Below are 18780 nucleotides of genomic sequence, written 5' to 3' on the forward strand. Positions count from 1 at the left end.
TCCCGCCGTACTAACCGGACACCGAATCGAGCCTGCCATGACAGCAGAGAGCCCAACCCGCCAGCCGCGTCCCCAGCGTCTGATCGTCGTCGGCAGCGGCATTGCAGGGCTTTACGCCGCGCTGCTCGCCGTCGATGCCGGAGCGGAGGTGGTGCTGCTGACCAAAGGCGCGCTCGCGGACAGCAACACGTTTTACGCCCAGGGCGGCATTTCCGCCGTACTCGACGAGCCGGCGCCCGGGGACACCGTGGCTGCGCACATTGCGGACACGCTCAAGGCCGGGGCGGGGCACTGCAACGAGGCCGCCGTCCGCGTTGTGTGCACTGAGGCGCGCCTGGATATTGCCGGGCTGCAGCGGTTCGGGGTGCTTTTTGACCTTGACGACGACGGCGATCCCGCCTTGGGGCTCGAAGCCGCCCACTCCGCGCCGCGGATCCTGCACGCCGGCGGCGACGCCACCGGGGCCGGCGTGGCCCAGGCACTCATCCGCGCCGTCCTGGACGCGGAGGCTGCGGGGAGAATACAGGTCATCGGGCGCGCGCAGGTGACCTCACTGCTGCAGGGTGAAGGCCGCGTGACGGGTGTCAACTTCCTCCACCACGGGCGTGAGCTCGGTGTTCATGGCGACGCCGTCCTCCTGGCCACCGGGGGAGCAGGCCGGATCTTCGCCCAGACTTCCAACCCTGCCGTGGCCACGGCGGACGGCCTGGCCCTCGCCTGGCGGGCCGGAGCCGCCGTTGCAGACCTCGAGTTCTTCCAGTTCCACCCCACCTGCATGGTCCGGCCCGCCGACGCCCGCGAAACCCATTTCAACCGCGCAGGAACCACGGCCGACCCCCTGCTGATTTCCGAAGCAGTCCGCGGCGAAGGCGCCATCCTCGTTGACGCCAACGGCGAACGGTTCATGCCCGCCTACCACCCCGACGCCGAACTCGCCCCCCGGGACGTAGTCTCCCGCAGCATCGCCCTGCACCTCGCCGCCCTCGGCGACCCCAACGGCCACGTGTTCCTCGACGCACGCGTGATCGAGGCCAGTCGTGGCAAAGACTTCCTCGCCCGTCGGTTCCCCACCCTCAGCGCCCGCACCCGCGAGGCCGGCATCGACTGGACCCGCGAACCTGTCCCCGTGGCACCGGCTGCGCACTACTGGATGGGCGGGGTTGTCACCGATCTTCACGGGCGGACTTCTGTTCCCGGGCTGCTGGCTGCGGGGGAGGTTGCTTGCACCGGGGTCCAGGGTGCCAATCGGCTGGCCAGTAACTCCCTTCTCGAAGGACTTGTCTTCGGCCGCCGGGCTGTCGAAGGGTTCCTGCATGGAGCACCGCCGCGGGACACCGATGCTCCGCGTGCTACGTCGGGCTGGGTGTCGCCCGAAGCTGTTCCTCCGCTCGCTGTCTCGGCCGCTGGCGGCCTCCCCTTGACGCTCGCTTCCGGAACACCCTCAGGCGACGACAGGCAGTTGCACTTGGGAGCAACCACAGATGAGGCGCGCTCCTTGAGTACGTCTGCCGACGCGTCAGCGTCCGGTCCCTGGCTGGTTGAAACTGTTCCGGCACCTGGGCCTCGGGAGATGCCGGTTGGTGAGGCGGGGACTTTTTCTCGGGATGCACTGCGGCGACTCATGACGGCTAATGCCGGGGTGATCCGGGATGGGTCTTTGTTGCGGGAGGCGTCTGGTTTGTTGGGGGACTGGGCTGCTGATGTTGTTCCTTTGCAGGCGCCCGATTCGTTGGATGTGCGCGTGCATGAAGATGCGAATCTTTTGTTGGCTGCCCAGCTTTTGGTGCATGCCGCCCGGGATCGGCGGGAGTCCCTTGGCGCGCATTACCGCAGGGACAGCCGGGCGGCTGCTGCCGCCGTCGAACCTTTTGACCAGCGTCACACCATGAGCCGGAAAGCGAGCCTCGTCCAATGACCAGCCTGACCCTCCCCGCAGCACCCGTCCGGGACATCCTGGAAAGGGCGTTTGCCGAGGACGCTCCCAGCGGCGACATCACCTCCCAGCTGCTGATTCCGGCCGACGCCCGCGCCACCGCAGTGCTCAACGCCCGGGTTCCCGGCGTATTCAGCGGGGGGACCGTGTTCCAGGATGCCATGAAGCTCGTTGACCCGGACACCGAAGTGGAGCTGCTGCTCGCCGATGGTGAAGCGTTCGACGCCGGCACGCACCTTGCGCGTGTGACCGGCAGCGCCCGCTCGGTGCTGCTGGCCGAACGCGTCGCGCTGAACCTGGTCCAGCGGATGAGTGCCATCGCCACCAAAACGGCAGAATTCGTGAGCCTTATCGAAGGCACGAAGGCCAGGATCACGGACACGCGCAAGACCACCCCGGGACTGCGCGTCCTCGAGCGGTATGCCGTGCGCTGCGGCGGGGGAGCGAACCACCGCTACAGCCTGTCCGACGCCGTGCTCGCCAAGGACAACCACCTCGCCGTCATGACCGGGGGAGACCCGGCCAAGCTCACCACCCTGCTGGCCGCCGCGAAAGCCCAGCTGGGGCACACCACGCACTTCGAGGTGGAGGTGGACAGTGCCGAGCAGATCGAACCCGTGCTCGCCGCCGGCGTTGACACCATCATGCTGGACAACTTCACCATCGACGAGCTTCGCGCCGGAGTAAAGCAGGTCGACGGGCGGGCCATCGTGGAGGCCAGCGGCAACGTGAACCTCGGGACCGTCGCGGACATCGCCGCCGCCGGGGTGGACGTCATCTCCATCGGCGGCCTCACCCACAGCGTCGCCGCCCTGGACCTCGGCCTGGACGTCGAACTGAGGGCCGGCTGACCCGGCCATGATCTTCCTTGACGCTGCCGCCACCACGCCCGTCCGCCGCGAGGTCCTGGAGGCCATGTGGCCCTACCTGACCGGCGAGTTCGGCAACCCCTCAAGCCACCACACACTGGGTGAGGCCGCTGCCTCCTCGCTCGCGGACGCCCGCGCCGCAGTAGCCAAGGTGCTCGGCTGCAGGCCCGGTGAGGTCACCTTCACCTCCGGCGGCACGGAGGCGGACAATCTTGCCCTAAAGGGGATCGCGCTGGCCCGCCGGGCTGCGGACCCCGGGCTCAACCGGGTGGTGATCAGCGCCGTCGAACATCCCGCAGTGGAGGAGTCCGCGCGGTACCTGGCGCGGTTCCATGGCTTTTCCGTGGACGTTGTGCCAGTGGACGGGACCGGGCTGGTCACACCCCGGGCGCTCGCCGCCGTGCTTCGGCCTGAGACGGCGCTGGTGAGCATCATGTACGCCAACAACGAGGTTGGCACCATCCAGCCCGTTGCGGAACTGGCGGAACTGGCTCGCTCACAGGGCATCCCATTCCACACCGACGCCGTCCAGGCCGCCGGCTGGCTGCCCCTTGACGTCAAGGCGCTGGGCGTGGACGCCCTCAGCATTTCCGGCCACAAACTGGGGGCTCCCAAAGGCTGTGGCGTGCTGTACGTCCGCGGCCGGACCCGCATCGAACCCTTACTCCACGGGGGCGGCCAGGAACGCGGCAGGCGGTCCGGTACGGAGAACGTGGCCGGTGCAGTGGGCCTGGCCACAGCACTGACCCTGGCGCAGTCCGCCCAGCTGCAGACCGCAGACCACGTGACGGCGCTGCGGGACGGCTTCATCCGCGAAGTCCTCCAGGCCGTTCCGGGCGCTGTCCTGACGGGTCACCCCACAGAGCGGTTGCCGTCCGTGGCATCATTCTGTTTTCCGGGGACCAGCGGGGAATCGGTGCTTCTGGAGCTGGAGCGGCAGGGGGTGGTGTGCTCGAGCGGCTCGGCTTGCGCTGCCGGGTCTGATGCGCCTTCTCCGGTTCTGACTGCACTGGGCTATGAGCCGGATGTGGCGCAGACTGCGGTGCGGTTCAGCTTCACCTCAGTGGTGACCGCAGCGGAACTGACGGCCGCCGCCGAAGCCGTGGGGGCCGCCGTCGGAAGCGTCCGGACGCTCGGCCGCAGCTAACGCCTCCCCGCCAGCCCAACTAGGTAGCAGCAGATGTCGCAATGGGAGCCCATAACGACATGTGCTGCTACCTAGTTGGGCAAGGGGTCAGACGTGGCGGGCGCGGCGGAAGATCCAGTGCCGCAGCAGCGTGAACCGCGCAGCCGTGGCAGCAAACCCGGAGAGCGTGGTGGTCCAGAGCTCCTCGCTGACCGTTGCAGCCGGATGCACCGCATGCAGGATCCCCAGGCTGCTCCCGGTGATGACCAACGCGATGGCGATAAGGATCAGCCCGTTCAGGTGATCTTGCGCCCGCTTCCGGCTGGACGTGATCTTAAAGGTCAGCCGGCGGTTTAGGGCGGTATTCATGATGGATGTCATGATGAGCGCCGCCGCATTGGCGAGCTGGGGATCAACCCAGGGCCTGAACAGTGCGTACAGTGCTAGCGAGGATGCCGTGCAGATGACGCCCACGCCGGTGAAGCGGATGAGCTGCCGCACGGCCGGAAACCTGAGGATTCCGGGGTAGTGCCTGGTGGCCGGCGCGCGGCGGGTGGGCTGCTGGGTCAGCTGGGCGCTGGGCGCAGCAGGGGATTCCATGGGTCCAGCCTGACATATCAGGCGGCCGTTTCCTCCCAGGACGCAGCTTTGACGGGGTTGGTGAGTTCGCCGATGCCCTCCACCCGGCACACCACAGTGTCGCCCGGGTGGATGCGTGCGCACTCAGCCGGGAAACCGGTGAGCACCAGATCCCCTGCATGCAGGGTCATGAAGGAGGTGAGGTAGACCAGGATTTCGTCCACCTTCCAGCCGAGGTCCGCGCTGCTGGCGGGCTTGAGTTCGGTGCCGTTGTGAACGATGCCAATGGCGAGGTCGGCGTCATCGAGTCCGGTGACAATCCAGGGGCCAACGGGGGTGAAGGTGTCCTGGCTCTTGGCGCTGATCCACAATTCATCCGACTTCTGCAGGTCCCGCGCGGAGACGTCATTGCCGATGGTGAAGCCCAGGACGGCGCTCCGGGCGGTTTCCAGCGTCAGGCCGCGGACCGTGCGGCCGACGACGACGGTCAGTTCGGCTTCCGGGTCGACGTAGCCAACGGTGGAACTCAGTTCAATAGCGTCGCCGGGGCCGATGACGCTGGTGGCGGCCTTGTGAAAGGCCTGCGGCGGGAGGTCCCGGCCGGGCTGGCCCGTGTTGTGCGCCATGCCCAGGACATTGGCAGGGACCGACGGAGCCAGGAACGTGAACGAGTCCTGGTCCACTACAGCGCCGGCCTCCCAGCCGGACCGTGCCGGGCTGTTGGCGTTGGCCCGGGATGCCGCAAAAGGGGAATCCACGACAGTCCAGGACCGGCCGGCCACCGAACCGAAATCGGTGGCGTCGTTGGCCACGAAAAAATGTTCGCCGGCGGCGACGGGGGACAGTGGACGGACGCGGGCAAGGCGGCGAGGAGCGCTGGAAGTCATGAAGACATCCTACGTCCTGCGGGCAACGTTCGAGGGCGGCCGGCGCGAGGGTGCGCGGCGGCCCGGCCGGGGGAAGCCGGCTCAGTACAGTTCGCCCACCGGGATCTCCACTGCCAGTCGGTTGGAGGGTCCGGGCAGCGGGCAGGCCCAGGCGTCGTTGTACGCGCATGACGGGTTGTATGCGAAGTTGAAGTCGATCACAAATTCTGCGCCGGGTCCGGACCCGTGGACCCCATGGAAGGCGCCCTTGATGGTGTCCAGGAGGTAGCGGCCGGCGCCGTAGGTGCCGCCCGGCTGGGCGGCAGTGGCGTCCCGGAACGGCACGAAAATTCCGCCCCCGTAACCGTGCAGCTTCCACACGCCTAGCTGGCCCAGTTCGGGAAGATCGAATGTGCCGAGCCGGATGAACCGGATCACGCCGTCCGTGGCGGTCTGCGCGGTCATCTCCCGCCCCGCCCCTTCAGGAGTCAGCGGTACGTAGAAGCGGTAGACGGGATCGTAGTCCGCCGTCTTCAGGCCGGAGAACCGCGCCTTAGCCTCAGGCGTGAGGGCTGACGCGGGATGCGTCGCGAACATGCGGTCCCGTTCGTGGCGCCACAGGGAGTGGGCCTCGGCCGGGTCTTCGGCGGCAATTCTCCGCACGGTCTCGTAGAGGGCAAACGTCCGGAGCCGCCAGTCCGCGATGTCGAGGGCAGAGATGTCCGCCAGGCCCGCTTCTTCTGTGACGTAATGCTCATCCCTCATGCTCCCCAGCCTAGCCCCTTGGCCGGGGAGCATGGCCGACGGCGACACGAGGCTTCTGCTGCCGGGCCGCCGTCGTCCGCCGATAGGCTGGCCGGATGACAAGCATGGCAACATCCTGGGGACTGCGGACCGCAGCGCTTCTGATGACCGGGGTCCTGGCGGCCGGATGCAGTGCGCCCGGAGGCAGCGGCCCGGCGTGGACCGCGCAGCCAGGCACCTCGTCCGACGCCGCCCCGGGCGCGACAGGCATGGGCAGCAGTTCGCCGGCACCGCAGCCTGCTGCCACGCCGGGCGGGTCGGCCACTGCGACGCCTGGCCCGGCCGCCACGGCCGCCGTCTGGAAGACCTTTACCGACCCCGGCCGAACCATTCGTTTTGACCTCCCCGAAGAATGGATTGCCCAGTCTGTCACCCCCGAGGACGGGGCGCTGCCCGGTGCGCTGAAGATCGAGGTGAAAAAGCAGGACGGCACCTTCATGGCTGCCCTGCGGACTGGACTGCCGCCGTCGGAGTCTGCGTGCCCGGACGGCGGGAAGAAGCCCTACGTTGTCATCAGCAGCGTGCCGGTGGCACTTCCCGGCAGCACGGGCGAAGGCACCATCGCGCCGCACGCCGTGTACCGCGTGATCCAGGGCTACCGGTACTTCGGCTCGTATGGCATCACCAACATTGTTGGCGGGGCGGACGGGCAGGCCTGCGAGCTGCGCAACGTGGTCCGTGGTCCTGCCGGCAAGGGAGACTACTCGTTCGGCGACGTCATTGCCCTGAAGGCCTTTGCGCCGGACGAAAAGGTGGCCCCGGCCAAGGCCTTTGACACCCTGGACCAGGCGGCCAAGTACGTCGACGAGGGCCCGGACTTCGCGAATGTGCAGCGGATGCTAATGTCTCTGGAGATCAAAAACTAGTCCCGCCTCCGGCGCCATCAGGGCCGGTCCAGAGCGGCTGTTCTGCCACTACCTCACACCCCGGAGATACATGGAACGCACCGTTGCCGCACGCATGGTTTTCAAGACCGTGGCTGACACCAAGGCAGCCTTGGCCATCGCCGTAGCCAAAAACCGTGGCTATACCTCGTTCGAAGAGTCCCTCACTGTCACAGCCGGCGGGGCCGCGGTTCCGTTCCGCGAACTGGCCGACTATCACGGCGGCCGCCTCCATTACATGGAGTTTGCTGAGCCGGTCGAAGTGACGGTCGAGTACTCTGCGACAGTTGCCGGCAGGGCGGAGCCGGAGGAGTCAACCCTGGCCGAGCTCATCCGCTATGTCCGGCCGAGCCGCTACGCGGAGTCCGACCGGCTCCTGCCCACCGCTTACGCCGAATTCGGCGGCCTGCACGGCGCTGAACTGATCCAGGCCGTCAGGAACTGGGTTTACGGCGAGTTGCGGTACGTCAGCGGCTCGTCTCGGGGCACCGACGGCGCAGTGGAAACGCTCCTGCACCGGCGCGGGGTATGCCGGGACTTCGCCCACCTGGCCATCGCGTTGCTCCGCTCGAAGGACATCCCGGCACGGCTGGCGGCCGTCTACGCGCCGGGGCTGGCCCCGATGGACTTCCACGCCGTGGCGGAGGCCCACGTCAACGGCGCCTGGCATGTCATCGACCCCACGGGGCTGGCCCCGCGCGAGTCGATGCTGCGGATCACAGCAGGCCGGGACTCTTCCGACACAGCATTCCTATCCACCGTGGGCGGCCGCCTGACCCTGAACGAGCTGCGCGTCACCGCCGTGGTCAACGGCCAGCTTCCCGCAGAGGATGCGGCCAGGATGGTGGTTCTGGGCTAAGCCCAGCGTTCACTTGAGTGGTTTGGCACCCACGGAAGCACGGAGCTTGTCCGTCAGCCGCCGAAGCTCTTTCTGCTCTGCGGCGGTCAGGGCCGGCCCCACCAAGCTGGAGATGTCCCGCACATGCTCGCGGCCAATCTCCTTCTGCAGCGCCACCCCTTCCTCGGTCAGCTTCAACAGCACGCCCCGGCCATCGTCCGGGGCAGGCATCCGGTCCACGAGGCCACGCTTTTCCAGCCGCTCCACCAGCCTGCTGAGGCTCGACTGACTCAGCAGGACATGGTCATTAAGCTCATTGAGGCGCAGCCACCCGGACGGGCAGCGGGAAAGCGTGAAAAGGACGTCATACTCATTGATGGCCACATTCTTGAAGGCTTTGCCCGTCTGGAGCTTTCGCATCACCGCCACTTGGGCCCGGAACAGGGACTCCCACGTTTCCGCCGCCAGGCGGCTCGGAGCTTCTTTCCCCTCGGCAGCCATCACGCCTCCGAGGAAGCTGTTTCGTCGGCCTGGGATGCCATCAGAGCAGCTACGCGGCCGGCATGGGTGGGGGGATCGGGCACGTGTGCCGGCTTCTCGTCGGCATATTCCTTACGCAGGACCGGGAGGACTTCCTCGCCGAAGAGGTCCAGCTGTTCGAGGACAGTCTTCAGCGGCAGGCCTGCGTGGTCGATCAGGAACAGCTGGCGTTGGTAGTCGCCGAAGTACTCACGGAACGTCAGGGTTCTCTCGATGACCTCCTGCGGGCTGCCCACGGTGAGGGGAGTCTGTGAGGTGAAGTCCTCAAGCGACGGGCCATGGCCGTAGACCGGCGCGTTGTCGAAGTAGGGGCGGAATTCCTTGACAGCGTCCTGGGAGTTCTTGCGCATGAAGAACTGGCCGCCGAGGCCAACGATGGCCTGGTCTGCCTTGCCGTGTCCGTAGTGCTCGTAGCGCTCGCGGTAGAGGCCGATCAGCTGCTGGTAGTGCTCCTTGGGCCAGAAGATGTTGTTCGCGAAGAAACCGTCGCCATAGTAGGCGGCCACTTCGGCGATCTGCGGCGTGCGGATGGAACCGTGCCACACGAAGGGAGCGACACCGTCGAGCGGCCGCGGTGTGGAAGTGAAGTTTTGGAGCGGGGTACGGAACTTGCCGGACCAGTTGACTGAGTCCTCATCCCAGAGACGGCGCAGCAGGCTGTAGTTCTCGATGGCCAGTTCCACGCCGTCCTGGATGTTCTTGCCGAACCAGGGGTAAACCGGGGCAGTGTTGCCGCGACCCAGGACCAGGTCCACGCGGCCATCCGCAAGGTGCTGGAGCATGGCGAAGTCTTCGGCGATCTTGACGGGATCGTTGGTGGTGATCAGCGTGGTGGCCGTCGAAAGGGTGATGCGCTCAGTCTGGGCTGCAATGTACGCCAGCGTTGTGGTGGGGGATGAGGAGAAGAACGGACKGTTGTGGTGCTCGCCGATGGCATAGACGTCCATGCCGATTTCTTCGACCTTCTTGGCGATCGCCACGGAGGCCTTGATGCGGTCGTTCTCCGTGGGCGTCCGGCCGGTAGTGGGGTCAGTGGTGATGTCGCTGACGCTGAATACGCCGATCTGCATGGTTGGCCTTCCGTTCCTGGACTTCTCTGGGATTGTTATCAACATACCAGATATTCATGCGTTTGCATGTACTGAAGGCTACAACGCATTGTGGACCTGAAAATTCCCGGCTCCGGGACTACGCGACGCCAGGCCACCCCGGCGCCGCGTGCCACCCCGCCCCGGACGCGCGAAAGGGAGGGGAGCAAGATAGCTCCCCTCCCTTTTTCTTCTGTGATGGAAGAGCCGTACGCGGTGCTGCCTCCGGCGCGGGCCTACTCGGGGTCGCCCGCGGCGGCGCGGCGGCCGCTGACCTTGGGTGTCATGCCGGTGGTCCAGTCGCTGAACTCTGCGTCGACGTCGTCCGCCGCCGCAAACTCAGGGCGCCCCTGCATGGCGCGGAGCAGCGTTCTGCGTTCCCGCCGCCCCTCCACGAGGCGGTACAGCACGGGAACCAGCACCAGCGTCAGGGCAGTGGAGGACACCAGTCCGCCGATGACCACCACTGCCAAGGGCTGGGAGATGAAGCCGCCGCCGCCCGTGAGGCCGAGCGCCATGGGCGTCAGGGCGAAGACCGTGGCGAGGGCGGTCATCAGGATGGGGCGGAGGCGCTGCCGCGCGCCGTGCGTGATGGCGTCCGCCACGGTCATTCCCGGCAAGCCGTTCCGTGGCTGCCGGTACTGGTTGATGAGGTCAATGAGCACAATGGCGTTGGTGACCACGATTCCCACAAGCATCAGCATGCCGATCAGCGAGGGCAGACCCAGGGGAACGCCGGTCGCCAGAAGCAGCGCAACGGCTCCGGTGGCCGCAAAGGGGACGGAGACCAGCAGGATCAGCGGCTGGACCAGAGACTTGAACGTGGCCACCATGATGACGTAAACAATTGCGATGGCCGCGAGGAGCGCCAGGCCCAGCTGCCGGAAGGAATCCGCCTGCTGGGTGGTGGCGCCGCCGAGTTCCGCTGTAACCCCGGCGGGCAGGCTGACCTCCGCAAGCCGCTTCTGCACCTCGGCGTTCACCGCACCAAGGTTGGAGCCCGACGGCGTGACTGACACTTTCGCGGTCCGCTGGCCGTTGCTGGAGGTGATGGAAACCGGTACGTCCACCCGCTCGACGGAGGCGATGCTGCCCAGGGTCACAGGTCCGGCCGCGGCCGGCAAGGCGATGCTGCGCACCGCCTCGATGCTGGTGAACCGGGTGCCTTTGCCGATCTGCACGGGGAAGTCATTGGTGTCGATCCGGACCGTGCCGGCCGGGACGGGGCTGATGGTGGCAGCCAGGACGCCGGCCACCTGTTGCTCGTTGAGGCCCGCGGCGACCGTTTTGGCCCGGTCAACCTTGACCTGGACCACCGGCTGGCTGGCCGCAAGGTTGGTGCTCACTTCGCTGGTTTCCGGGACACCGGTCATGGCTTCGACCATGGTGTCGCTGGCCGTGTGGAGGTCCTCGGAGGTCGCCGCCTTGATGGTGATATCCACGGTGGAGGACGTGCCAAAGCCGCCCTGCTGGGAGCCGACAGTAACCTTGCCGGAATCGGCTACCTCAGCCAATTTCGTCCGGACCGTTTCCTGAAGCTTTGCCTGGTTCACTTTCTCATCCGTCACCACAGTGAACGTGGAGTTGGAGGAGCCGGAGGAGGTGAGGGCGGCGAAGCCAGCCTGCGCGTTGCCGGACGTGACCTGGACGTTTTTGACGCCCTCAATGCTGCGGAGGACTCCCTCAAGCCTTACTGCCGCGGAACTGGTCTCCGCGAGGCTTGTCCCCGCCGGCAACACCTGGCGGACAGTCATGCTGTTCTGGCCGGAATCGCCGAGGAGGTTGGTGGCCAGAAGCGGCGTCATGGCACCCGTCCCGCCAAGGACCAGCAGGGCGGCAACGAGCGTCCACACCGGATGCTTCTGCGTTTTGCTCAAGATCGGCAGGTACGCGCGCTGCAGCCGGCTCGTCTGTTCGGACTCGTGCGCCTTGGCCCTGGCAGCGGCAGCGGCTTCACGGGCGGCGGTGGATCCGGGAGCGGCAACGGCCGGGCTCCTAAGGAACCAGTAGGCGAGCACCGGAACGATGGTCAATGAGACCAGCAGGGAAGCAAGCAGAGCCATGGTGACCGTCAGCGCGAAGGGCCGGAACAGTTCGCCCGCGAGCTCGCCCACAAAGGCGATGGGCAGGAAGACGGCCACGGTGGTCAGCGTCGAGGCCGTGATGGCGCCGGCCACTTCGCGGATCGCGGTGAGGATGGCGGCCACTTTTTCCTCGCCGTAACTGAGGTGGCGCTTGATGTTCTCGATCACCACGATCGAGTCATCCACCACGCGGCCGATTGCGATGGTGAGCCCGCCCAAAGTCAGGATGTTCAGCGAATAGCCCGTCGCCGAGAGTCCGATGAAAGTCACCAGGAGCGAGAGCGGAATGGATACTGCTGTCACCAGGGTGGAGCGGGCGGACATCAGGAACACCAGGATGACGGCCACGGCGAAGCCGAGCCCGAGCAGGCCCTCGGTGGTGAGGTCCTTGATGGACTTCTCGATGAACGGAGCTTGATCAAACACGGCGGTGAACTTGGCGTTGGATCCCAGTTCCGCCTCAAGGGCGGGCAGCGAGTCGTTCACGGCGTGGGAAATGCCCACAGTGTCGCCTTCAGGCTTCTTGGTGACCGAAACCGCCAGCGTTTCCTGGCCGTTGGTCCGGGTAATGGAAGTGCGTTCGTTGTCTTTGAGGCTGACGTCCGCGACAGTGCCGATCGTTGCCCCGTTTTTGGCCCCGCCCAGCGGCAGCGACCTGATGGTATCCAGGGAGTCCACCGGGCTGCCGATCTGCAGGGACAAGGTCTTGCCCTGTTCTTCGATGGTGCCTGCCGGGATCAGTGATCCGTTGTTCCCCAGCGCGTTCCGGATGGACTCAATGCTGGCGCCGCTGGCGGCCATCGCTTCGGGCCGCGGGAGGACCTCGATGTGCTGGGTCGCGCCGCCGGTCACGTCCGCGCCGCGGACGCCGTCGATCTTCTGGAGCCGGGGGACGGAGAGCCGCTGGAGGTCCGAGTTCAGTTCGCTGAGCGGCTTGTCCGAGGACACCGCGAGGAACACGATGGGGAAGTCGCTGATGCTGCCGGCGAACGCCTGGGGCTGGACATCTGCCGGCAGCGAACGCTTGGCGTTGGAAATGGCCCGATCGATCTGGTTCCGTGCCCGGTCAAGGTTTGTCCCATACGTGAAGACCATGGTGATCTGGGACGAGCCGTTGCGCGACGTCGAGGAGGTTGACTCCAGGCCCTCCACCCCGTTCAGTGCTGTTTCCAGCGGGGCACTGACCTGCTTGTCCACCACTTCGGGGGATGCGCCGGGCATGGGGGTCAGTACGGTGATCTGCGGGAACTCGATGGAGGGTATGAGTTCCTGCTTCAGCGATGACATGGTGATCACGCCGAACACCGATGCGAAGACGGTGATCAGCGCGATCAGTGCCCGGTTTGCCAGTGAAAGTTGTGCCAGCCGGAACATCGCGTGGTCTCCTGTGGTTTGACGGACTGCTGGGACCGGACCTGCCCGACAGGCCGGCGATGTGTCAGTGGTGGGCGGGAACGGTTTCCAGCTGCAGTGCCTTGGCGCTTGCCGCTTCGAGCTCGGCAGCCAGGTCCGGGTTCTCGTCGAGCGTGACGCCGTAGCCGGGCATCATGTCCTTCAGCTTGCCCTGCCAGCCCTTGAAGTTTTTCGGGAAGGCTTTCTGCATCAGTTCGATCATGATGGGTACCGCAGTCGACGCTCCGGGCGACGCGCCCAGGAGCGCACCGATTGAGCCATCGCGGCCGGCAATCACTTCAGTCCCGAACTGCAGCACGCCGCCCTTCTTCGGATCCTTCTTGATGATCTGTACGCGCTGGCCGGCGGTGATCAGTTCCCAGTCGCCGTCCTTGGCCTCGGGGTAGTACTCGCGAAGCGCCTCCACCTTGTCGCCATGGCGCTTGGCCACCTCTTTGACGAGGTAGGCGGTGAGGTCCATGTTGTCCTTGGCCACGGCGAGCATCGGAATGATGTTGCTGGGGCGGATGGACAGCGGCAGGTCCAGGTAGGAGCCGTTCTTCAGGAAGTTGGTGGAGAAACCGGCGTACGGGCCGAACAGGAGGGAACGCTTGCCGTTGACGTAGCGGGTGTCCAAGTGCGGGACGGACATGGGCGGGGCGCCCACGGAAGCCTGGCCATAAACCTTGGCGCTGTGCTGGGCCGCAAGGGTCTCGTCGGTGCAGCGGAAGAACTGGCCTGATACAGGGAATCCGCCGTAACCCTTGCTCTCCGGGATCCCGGAAGCCTGCAGGAGGTGCAACGCGCCGCCGCCCGCACCGACGAACACAAACTTGGCGTGAATTTTCCCGTGCTCGCCGGAAGCCGGATATTTCAGCGAAAGGTCCCAGCCGCCGTCGGACGCTTTGGTGATGCCGGTGACCTCGTGGCCATAGTTGACCTCGACGCCGTTATTACCCAGGTAGGTGGTCAGCTCACGGGTCAGCGCCCCGAAGTCGACGTCGGTGCCCTCAGCCGCCCGGGTGGCGGCGATGCGCTGCTTGGGGTCGCGGCCCTTGACGATCAGCGGCGCCCACTTGGCGATCTGCGCGTGGTCCTCGGAGTACTCCATGCTGCGGAACAGGGTGTGGGACTTGAGCGCTTCGTAGCGGGTCTTGAGGAAGTTGGTGTTGTTCTCACCGATCACAAAACTCATGTGCGGGACGGTGTTGATGAAGCCCTTGGGCGAGCCGATCAGCTGCTCTTGAACCAAATGGGACCAGAACTGCCGCGACAGCTGGAACTGTTCGTTGATCAGCAGCGCCTTGGCAGGGTTCACCGAGCCGTCCTTGGCTGCGGGGGAGTAGTTGAGCTCGCACAGTGCGGCATGGCCCGTTCCGGCATTGTTCCAGGGGTCGGAGCTTTCCAGGCCCGGCTGGTCCAGGCGTTCGAACAGGGAGATGGTCCAGTTCGGCTCGAGCTGCTTGATGAACGCCCCGAGGGTGGCGCTCATGATGCCGCCGCCAATCAGTACGACGTCGGCATGTTGGGTCTTGGATATGAAGGTCACAATCAGTCTCCGATAGCAGCGGCTCTGGCTGTCACAGAATATCCCTGCCCGGCCCGCATACTGAAATTGGGCCCGGGCGTCAAGGCTTTAGCTGCACCTTCGTGAAAACTTCACTTAGTACCGGGGACGCCGGGTAGCTGCTGACCCGGTCCGAGAGGGCCAGCGCCGAAATGGGGAAGGCGATGGGAACTGCAGGGACGGTGGCCGCGATCTGGGCATTGATGGTGTGATACTGCTCATCACGTTCCTTGCCGGCGGGCAGGCCCCGCGCCCGGTTGATCTTGGAAAAGACCTGCGGATCCTGGTAACCGAACTCACCGTTCTTTTCGCCGAACAGGGGGCCCACGAAGTTTTCGGCGTCCGAATAGGCGCCGTTCCAGCCCAGCAGGTGCAGGGCGTGATCGCCCGGTGACTGGACCTTCTGGAGGTAGCCGTCAGACCAGTCCACCGGGACGGGCTTGATATTAAACCCGACGGCGGTCAGTTGCCTGCTGAGCTCCGCGTAGATCTTCTCCGGTGTGGGGAGGTACGGGCGGGTGGCGTTAAGCGGGTAATAGAAGCGGAGTTCTTCCCCGGCATAGCCGGCTTCGGCAAGGTTGGCCTTCGCCTTGGCCGGATCATGGCCCAACTCCGGGGCTTCATTGTTGAACCCGCTGATCTTGGGCGGGACGAATTGTGTGGCCTTGGCAGTGTTATCGATGAAGAACTTGCGGATCAGGGTGTCCTTGTCGATCGCCAACTCAACGGCCTGGCGGATCTTCAGGTTCTGCAGGATCGGAACGTCCTGGTTCATGCCCAGATACATCACCGAGAACGGGTCGCGCTGGACGATTTGCATGCCCCGTTTGACGAGCTGATCAAAGTTCCCCACCGTGACGGCGTCGTAACCGTCGATCTTGCCATCCAGGAGGGCCTGCAGGCGTGTCTGCGGGTGGTCGTACGTGACGAAGTTGATGGTGGCGATCTGGCCACGATCGCCCCAGTAACCCTTGTGGGTGACGAGCCGGACGCTGGTTTCGTCCCACTCGGCCAGGCTGTACGGCCCGGTGCCCACAGGGTTGGTGGCAAAGGCCGAGACGGGGTTGCCGTACCGGGTTTGGTTCAGCACATCAGCGGTGCCTGAGGCGAGTGCTGCGGGGGAGGCGATGGCAAAGGCCGGCAGGGTCAGTGCCTGTAGGAAGGCCGTGAAAGGTTGGGTGAGGTCGATCCGGACGGTGTCCGGGGCCTCGGCCGTGCAACTCTTGAAAATAGAGAGTGCGGCGTCATCGGAATGGGCCTTGAACACGCTCTTGAACGAGCTGCCCGGCGCTTGCTTGCGCAGTTCCGCCGGGAACGCGAACCAGCGGTTGAAGTTGTGGCAGACCGCATCGGCATTAAATGGCGTGCCGTCCTGGAAGAAGACACCGGTCCGGAGCTTGAAGGTGTACGTGCGGCCGTCGTTCGAATCGGCCCATTCCGTCGCCAGCAGCGGCGTGGGTTTTCCGGTGGTCTGGTCGACTCCCACCAGGCCTTCGAGGATCTGGCGAGTGATCCGATAGCTTTCCACATCGCTCGAGAGCGCCGGGTCCAGTCCCAACGGCTGAGACGCCGTGCCGAAGGTGAACGTTGCGGTGGGCTCCGACGCCGTGGCGGAAGGCGTGGGTGACGTTGACGACGGTGACGGCGACGGGGTGCCTGTACAGGCCGTCAGGCCTAACGCCATAAAAACGGCGCCGGTCTTGATGACCGTTCGCCGCGATGTACTGCTGGGCACTCGTCTATCACCTCTGGGCTGTTTCTGGCCGGCGCCGCCTAGTGGGGGCCAGGGACACAGTCTAGTTGACGGGGCTTGGTGTTCCCCGTAACCCCACCACCCGCGCAGAGTAGCGGCCCGTCCCTGGTAGGAACAGGCCGCTACGGGTCCCGGGCGCCGCCGATGGACGGCGGCGGTCCAGACTGTTTACTTAGGCATCAGCACCGAGTCGACCAGGTAGACTGTGGCGTTTTTGGTCTTGACGCCGCCGCAGATAACGCTGGCGCCGTCCACCTTGAGCGTATCCCCGCTGCCGGTCACCGTGACAGAACCGCCCTCGACCGTGGCGTGCGTGCCGGCGATCTTGTCAGGGGTTATCTGGCCCGGGACCACGTGGTAGGTCAGGATCTTGCTCAGCAGGGCGTCGTCGGTCTTGAGCTTTTCGATAGTTGCCGCGTCGATCTTTGCGAACGCGTCGTCCACCGGGGCGAAGACCGTGAATTCGCCGCCGTTGAGCGTGTCCACGAGGTTAACCTTCGGGTTCAGCTTGCCGGAGACGGCGGCCGTGAGCGTGGTCAGGATGGGGTTGTTCGAGGCGGCGACCGCCACCGGGTCAAGGGCCATGCCGGCAACGGAACCCGCGCCGGTGGGGACTTTTGCTGCGTAGCCGGCGCAGCCCGTGCCCACCAGGTTTGCTGCCGGATCCATGGCGGCGGCGCTGGCGGTCATTGACGGTGAAGGGGCCATGCTGGAGGTCGTCGGTGCAGCGGAGGGAGCGGAGGAGCTCGGTGCTGTTGTGGTCGATCCGCCGCAAGCCGTAAGGCTAAGCAGGGCTGCAGTTGCAACGCCTGCGACGGTGAAGGATGTGCGCTTGAAAGACTGCATTTCGGTTCTCCTAGTTATTTGGTTTCTGCCGATTTCTTGTCTGCCGCAGACGAGGCGCCTGCCGCGTGACCTTTTCCGACTATCGGGCACCTGCCCTTGGCTGGTGTCTCATGGGGTATTCGGGCGGAGTTCCGAGATGGATGGGTGGATCGAAAGGACTTTCTTCAATCAGTGTTTATTGGGGTCATGGGGTTAAATGCAGAGATCCCGGACCGTCGGGCCCGGGATCTCTGTGTTGATGTGCGCAAGGGGGGACTTGAACCCCCACGCCCGAAGGCACAGGAACCTAAATCCTGCGTGTCTGCCAATTTCACCACTCGCGCTTGGCAGCTGACGGTGTCTCTGCTCTGGCCAGCGGACTGGACCGGGAGCAAAACGTACGACGGCGGATGCCAGTTTCCATTGTAGCCTCGGCCGGGTGCCCATCCTGGCAGCCCCGGCCCGGCGGCGTCCTTGCAGAGGCGTTTTAGCTACGCGTCCAGTTTGAGGTCGCGACGCAGTTTCGCCACGTGCCCGGTAGCCCGCACGTTGTATTGGGCCACCGCCACCTTGCCGTCAGGATCGATCACGATGGTGGAACGGATCAGTCCCTCGTAGGTCCGTCCATAGTTCTTCTTTTCGCCCCAGGCCCCATAGGCCTCGGCCACAGCATGGTCTTCGTCTGAAAGCAGCGGGAAACTGAGGCCTTCGTTGGCGGCAAACGTGGCGAGCTTTTCGACTGAATCGGGGGATATACCCAGCACGCGGTAGCCGGCCGCGGTGAAGGAGGCCAGATTGTCGCGGAAGTCGCATGCCTGTTTGGTGCAACCGGGGGTGGAGGCCGCCGGGTAGAAATAGACGATGGTGTTTGCGCCCCGGCCGGAAGCCAGGCTCACGTCCTGACCCGACGAATCCTTTAAAGTGAAGCCGGGCGCCACGTCACCGGTCAAAAGTCTTTCAGCCAATGTTGTCTCCTATTTGCGAGCGGGACATTCCACCCTAGTTAGCATCCGGAATCGATGCTAACCAGCCTTAGCTATACTTGCAGGTATGCCTGACATGGATCGCTGGCCCACAGGGCGCTTATTGTCCACCGCGGCGCGCCTCGTGGAACACTCCTGGAACGAAAAGCTCGGTGCCATCGGCCTGACGCATGCAGGTGTGATAGCCATTGAAGTGCTCGCAGCCCAAGGTCCCATGACCCAGGCGCAGCTCGCCCAGTTTGTCCGGGTACAGGCCCAGACCATGGGAAAGACTCTCACGCGGCTGGAGGCCCACGGCCACATCGCACGCGTGCGCAGTACTTCTGACCGACGCAGCCAGGTGGTATCCCTCACCGACAGCGGCCGGGAAGCGGCCGACGCCGCCGTAGAGATGGAGCGCTCGGTGCTGGCCGCGGCAACCATCGATCCTGACCTGTTGCGGCATGAGCTTCAGGCTGTCGTCCGGGAACTGGCCAGCCAGTTCTCGTCACCGGCCACCCGCGCCCTGGTGGACGGCGCTCCGCTCGGGTAGGAACGCCCGGCGGCATCATTCGCCGAGCCCGGGAAACTCACCGGCATCACTCCTGCAGATTCCGCAGCGGTGGTGCCGGTTTTTAGTTGGAGGTTTTGGGACACATAAAAGAAACAG

General features: G+C 65.4%; 16 protein-coding genes and 1 tRNA gene. 6 read left to right on the forward strand and 11 right to left on the reverse strand.

Annotation, left to right across the window (positions count from 1 at the left end):
* Positions 1-37 precede the first annotated feature (37 nt).
* Genes AC1DIM_RS08470 through AC1DIM_RS08480 form a run of 3 tightly spaced genes read left to right on the forward strand, consistent with a single transcriptional unit; the run spans position 38 to position 3949 of the window.
* Positions 38-1915 (forward strand): L-aspartate oxidase, encoded by a 1878-nt coding sequence (locus tag AC1DIM_RS08470; protein ID WP_477710045.1) that lies wholly within the window; start codon positions 38-40, stop codon positions 1913-1915.
* Positions 1912-2784 (forward strand): carboxylating nicotinate-nucleotide diphosphorylase, encoded by an 873-nt coding sequence (gene nadC, locus AC1DIM_RS08475; protein ID WP_477710046.1) that lies wholly within the window; start codon positions 1912-1914, stop codon positions 2782-2784. The genes AC1DIM_RS08470 and nadC overlap by 4 nt, the downstream gene beginning before the upstream one ends.
* A 7-nt stretch (positions 2785-2791) precedes the next feature.
* Positions 2792-3949 carry a cysteine desulfurase family protein gene (locus AC1DIM_RS08480; RefSeq protein ID WP_477710047.1) on the forward strand — a complete coding sequence of 386 codons (1158 nt, stop codon included), beginning with the start codon at positions 2792-2794 and terminating at the stop codon, positions 3947-3949.
* Between the two features lie 87 nt (positions 3950-4036).
* Here AC1DIM_RS08480 and AC1DIM_RS08485 read toward each other — a convergent pair whose 3' ends face one another.
* The 3 genes from AC1DIM_RS08485 to AC1DIM_RS08495 form a co-directional block, all read right to left on the reverse strand.
* Positions 4037-4528, reverse strand: coding sequence for a GtrA family protein (locus AC1DIM_RS08485; protein WP_477710048.1), 492 nt, complete (start codon positions 4526-4528; stop codon positions 4037-4039).
* A 17-nt stretch (positions 4529-4545) separates the two neighbouring features.
* Positions 4546-5394 carry a fumarylacetoacetate hydrolase family protein gene (locus AC1DIM_RS08490; RefSeq protein WP_477710049.1) on the reverse strand — a complete coding sequence of 283 codons (849 nt, stop codon included), beginning with the start codon at positions 5392-5394 and terminating at the stop codon, positions 4546-4548.
* A gap of 81 nt (positions 5395-5475) precedes the next feature.
* On the reverse strand, positions 5476-6138 hold the full coding sequence (locus AC1DIM_RS08495; RefSeq protein WP_477710050.1) for a DUF1684 domain-containing protein: 663 nt from the start codon (positions 6136-6138) through the stop codon (positions 5476-5478).
* Positions 6139-6242: 104 nt separating this feature from the next.
* Here AC1DIM_RS08495 and AC1DIM_RS08500 point away from each other — a divergent pair, with 104 nt between their 5' ends.
* Both AC1DIM_RS08500 and AC1DIM_RS08505 read left to right on the forward strand, forming a co-directional pair.
* A complete protein-coding gene (locus AC1DIM_RS08500; protein WP_477710142.1) occupies positions 6243-7043 on the forward strand; it encodes a hypothetical protein in 801 nt (266 codons plus the stop codon).
* A gap of 70 nt (positions 7044-7113) precedes the next feature.
* Positions 7114-7920 (forward strand): transglutaminase-like domain-containing protein, encoded by an 807-nt coding sequence (locus AC1DIM_RS08505; protein WP_477710051.1) that lies wholly within the window; start codon positions 7114-7116, stop codon positions 7918-7920.
* 9 nt (positions 7921-7929) lie between these two features.
* On the opposite strand, the gene AC1DIM_RS08510 is transcribed toward AC1DIM_RS08505, so the two are convergent.
* The 8 genes from AC1DIM_RS08510 to bcp all read right to left on the reverse strand — a co-directional run bounded on the left by AC1DIM_RS08510 (position 7930) and on the right by bcp (position 18113).
* Entirely contained in the window at positions 7930-8400 is a 471-nt protein-coding gene (locus AC1DIM_RS08510) for a MarR family winged helix-turn-helix transcriptional regulator (protein WP_477710052.1), read from the reverse strand.
* Positions 8400-9509, reverse strand: coding sequence for an LLM class flavin-dependent oxidoreductase (locus tag AC1DIM_RS08515; RefSeq protein ID WP_477710053.1), 1110 nt, complete (start codon positions 9507-9509; stop codon positions 8400-8402). Before AC1DIM_RS08515 ends, AC1DIM_RS08510 begins: the two co-directional genes overlap by 1 nt.
* A 254-nt stretch (positions 9510-9763) precedes the next feature.
* Positions 9764-12985 (reverse strand): efflux RND transporter permease subunit, encoded by a 3222-nt coding sequence (locus tag AC1DIM_RS08520; protein ID WP_477710054.1) that lies wholly within the window; start codon positions 12983-12985, stop codon positions 9764-9766.
* Between the two features lie 64 nt (positions 12986-13049).
* On the reverse strand, positions 13050-14552 hold the full coding sequence (locus AC1DIM_RS08525; RefSeq protein WP_477710055.1) for a malate:quinone oxidoreductase: 1503 nt from the start codon (positions 14550-14552) through the stop codon (positions 13050-13052).
* Positions 14553-14631: 79 nt separating this feature from the next.
* The gene (locus tag AC1DIM_RS08530) at positions 14632-16305 is read right to left on the reverse strand and encodes an ABC transporter substrate-binding protein (protein ID WP_477710056.1); all 1674 of its coding nucleotides are present in this window, start codon (positions 16303-16305) and stop codon (positions 14632-14634) included.
* Between the two features lie 186 nt (positions 16306-16491).
* Positions 16492-17169 (reverse strand): fasciclin domain-containing protein, encoded by a 678-nt coding sequence (locus AC1DIM_RS08535; RefSeq protein ID WP_477710057.1) that lies wholly within the window; start codon positions 17167-17169, stop codon positions 16492-16494.
* Between the two features lie 241 nt (positions 17170-17410).
* A tRNA-Leu gene (locus tag AC1DIM_RS08540) sits at positions 17411-17492 on the reverse strand.
* A gap of 147 nt (positions 17493-17639) precedes the next feature.
* Entirely contained in the window at positions 17640-18113 is a 474-nt protein-coding gene (bcp, locus tag AC1DIM_RS08545; RefSeq protein WP_477710058.1) for a thioredoxin-dependent thiol peroxidase, read from the reverse strand.
* A 94-nt stretch (positions 18114-18207) separates the two neighbouring features.
* Here bcp and AC1DIM_RS08550 point away from each other — a divergent pair, with 94 nt between their 5' ends.
* The gene (locus AC1DIM_RS08550) at positions 18208-18663 is read left to right on the forward strand and encodes a MarR family winged helix-turn-helix transcriptional regulator (RefSeq protein ID WP_477710143.1); all 456 of its coding nucleotides are present in this window, start codon (positions 18208-18210) and stop codon (positions 18661-18663) included.
* Positions 18664-18780: the final 117 nt, after the last annotated feature.

The sequence above is a fragment of the Pseudarthrobacter sp. 01T43 genome (assembly GCF_056398665.1).